This window comes from uncultured Campylobacter sp. (assembly GCF_937997465.1).
In the GTDB taxonomy this organism is placed as follows: domain Bacteria; phylum Campylobacterota; class Campylobacteria; order Campylobacterales; family Campylobacteraceae; genus Campylobacter_A.
This window is the reverse complement of the sequence record NZ_CALKTQ010000201.1, coordinates 1-1,978: the sequence shown is the minus strand read 5'-3', so window position 1 is coordinate 1,978 and position 1,978 is coordinate 1. Positions and strand designations below refer to the sequence as shown.

The 1,978-nt window shown below is 47.6% G+C and carries 3 protein-coding genes; all 3 read right to left on the bottom strand.

Annotated elements, in window-relative coordinates:
- Positions 1 to 177 precede the first annotated feature (177 nt).
- The 3 genes from Q0546_RS06655 to Q0546_RS06645 all read right to left on the bottom strand — a co-directional run bounded on the left by Q0546_RS06655 (position 178) and on the right by Q0546_RS06645 (position 1,837).
- Entirely contained in the window at positions 178 to 1,314 is a 1,137-nt protein-coding gene (locus tag Q0546_RS06655; RefSeq protein WP_298791608.1) for a cytochrome C, read from the bottom strand.
- A 100-nt stretch (positions 1,315 to 1,414) separates the two neighbouring features.
- Positions 1,415 to 1,549: a hypothetical protein gene (locus Q0546_RS06650; RefSeq protein WP_257792036.1), complete on the bottom strand. Its 135-nt coding sequence runs from the start codon at positions 1,547 to 1,549 to the stop codon at positions 1,415 to 1,417.
- A 33-nt stretch (positions 1,550 to 1,582) separates the two neighbouring features.
- Positions 1,583 to 1,837, bottom strand: coding sequence for a hypothetical protein (locus Q0546_RS06645; RefSeq protein ID WP_298791605.1), 255 nt, complete (start codon positions 1,835 to 1,837; stop codon positions 1,583 to 1,585).
- Positions 1,838 to 1,978 lie beyond the last annotated feature (141 nt).

Below are 1,978 nucleotides of genomic sequence, written 5' to 3'. Positions count from 1 at the left end.
CCGCCAGATCAGCCTTGATCTCATCTATCACGCCGCTAAATTCCGCCCAAAATGTATCCACCCTGCCCGCGAACGTGCTTGGAATTTGCGCTTTTTCAGCCTTTTTACCAAAACTAAATAACCCCATATTTTCTCCTTAAATCAAATTTTACTTGCATTATAGCTAATTGGTCCGCCTCACGTGCACTGAAAGCAGCCGCCCAAAATCTCGCATTTCTCGCAAATTTGCACGTATATGACTCCCTCGCCTTGTATCATCTCGCCAAATGGGATTTGCGCTAGGTGTTTCATCGTCCCGCCGCAACTAGGGCAGGTCAGATACTCGGCGTCCTGCACCCACTGCGGATAGCCGCCCACGGTCGTATCAAGCTCGCTAAAGCAGCCGTAAAACGGCGACACTTCGCCGCCTAGCTTAAATTTCATACCGCATAGCCGCGTCATATCCTGCTGCGAAAAGTAGCTTTCGTCAAAGCCTTCGCCCTCATAGCTTAGCTCTATCTCGCCGTCTGGGCCGCGTTTGCAAAAATATCTGACCGAGCCGATGCAGGTCGGGCAACAGCGAAATATCGCGTCGTGCTTTAAATTTAAAAACGCAAGCCGCGGCTCAGTGGCCTTTAGGCGCAGCATATCAAGTATCTCGCAGCCGCAAAACTCGCACTTTTGGCCTGTAGGTTCGCCGATTTGTACGGGCTCATCCGTATTTTGGTTTGAGTTTAAATTTGCGCTTTGGCTCGCGCGCTTGCCATCTTTTATGCGCACCGCGGTAAGACATTTATCAAAAACGAGCGATTTTCGCTCGCCCGTCTCGTCAAACGCCCAGCCGCCGATTTTTGCGTAAAATTCGGTACCCACGTAGAGTTTTTTGCGCCACGGCCGCGGGTTTTTATACAGCTCGTAAAAAAGCTCAGCCGTCTGCTCGCCGCCCTGCCAGGCAAGCGCGCAAAGTAGGTGGTTTAGCACGTTTTTGGAGTTGTCCTCTAGCGAGTTTAGTTTTGTTATGAGTGCGTCTTTTACGTCGTCCGGCGCGCCGAAGTAGAGCTCTAGCGGATAGTAAATTTCCTTTGCCGCCGCAGCTCGCGCGATCCTTGGATCGTGGATGCTCAGCAGGCTAAAAAGCGCCCAAAAATCATTGCAAATCTCATTCCATTTTTCGATCTCATCGATTCGCTCCGCGATTTTTAGGATCATCGCTTCTACTTCGTCCGCGCTTAGGTTTAAAATTTCATCCCGCCTCTGCTTTTGGCGGCACGAGTGGCAGATGCCGTCGAAATAGATCGTATTTTCGCCGCATTTTGGGCATAGATGAGCGCTCATTTTTGCTCCTTTTGGTTAAATTTCGTCAAATTTTATCAAATTTCGCCGCATTTGGCGAGCAAGCGCGCTTTAAATTTGACTTCGTTTGCCTGCGCCAAATTTATCTATATCCGTAAATTTTTAGCCCGCTTTCGTCTATTTCGTAGTCAAATTTACCCGCCTTTGTTATGGCGTCTAGCACCGTTTCAAGCGGATTTGGGATAAATTTAGAGGCGAGCTTTTCGGTTCTGTTCATACGCGTTTGCTCGTAAAATTTAGGCATGAAAATCTAGCGCAGATTTTTAAATAAAATAACTCCGTTGGCGCAGTCAAAATACCCGTCCTGTAAACACCCAAAGCCGCAGACGAGCGCGATCTCCTCGTCGCCTGAAAGCAGCCTTACGCGTATGCTCTCACACCCCGAAGCTTCCAAAATTTCGTAGAGCTTGAGCCATTTTGCGTCGTTCATCAGCGACATGAGACGACGCGCCTTTTTGTCTAGCCTTTTTTGATAAATTTCGTATTTTTCGTTTAAATTTTGCATGATGTTCCCGGGCGATAATAAATTTGCGTATAGGTAAGTTTAAAAATAATGAATAAAAATCGGTAGAAATTTGGGCGAGTAAATTTATCTCGCCCAAATTTGCGGATTAGGATTAAAAGCGAAATTTAACGCCGCCGCTCG

Excerpts from the sequence above, each read along its gene's own strand:
- Q0546_RS06655 (WP_298791608.1), bottom strand. The coding sequence starts at position 1,314 with ATGAGCGCTCATCTATGCCCAAAATGCGGCGAAAATACGATCTATTTC.
- Q0546_RS06650 (WP_257792036.1), bottom strand. The coding sequence starts at position 1,549 with ATGAACAGAACCGAAAAGCTCGCCTCTAAATTTATCCCAAATCCGCTT.
- Q0546_RS06645 (WP_298791605.1), bottom strand. The coding sequence starts at position 1,837 with ATGCAAAATTTAAACGAAAAATACGAAATTTATCAAAAAAGGCTAGAC.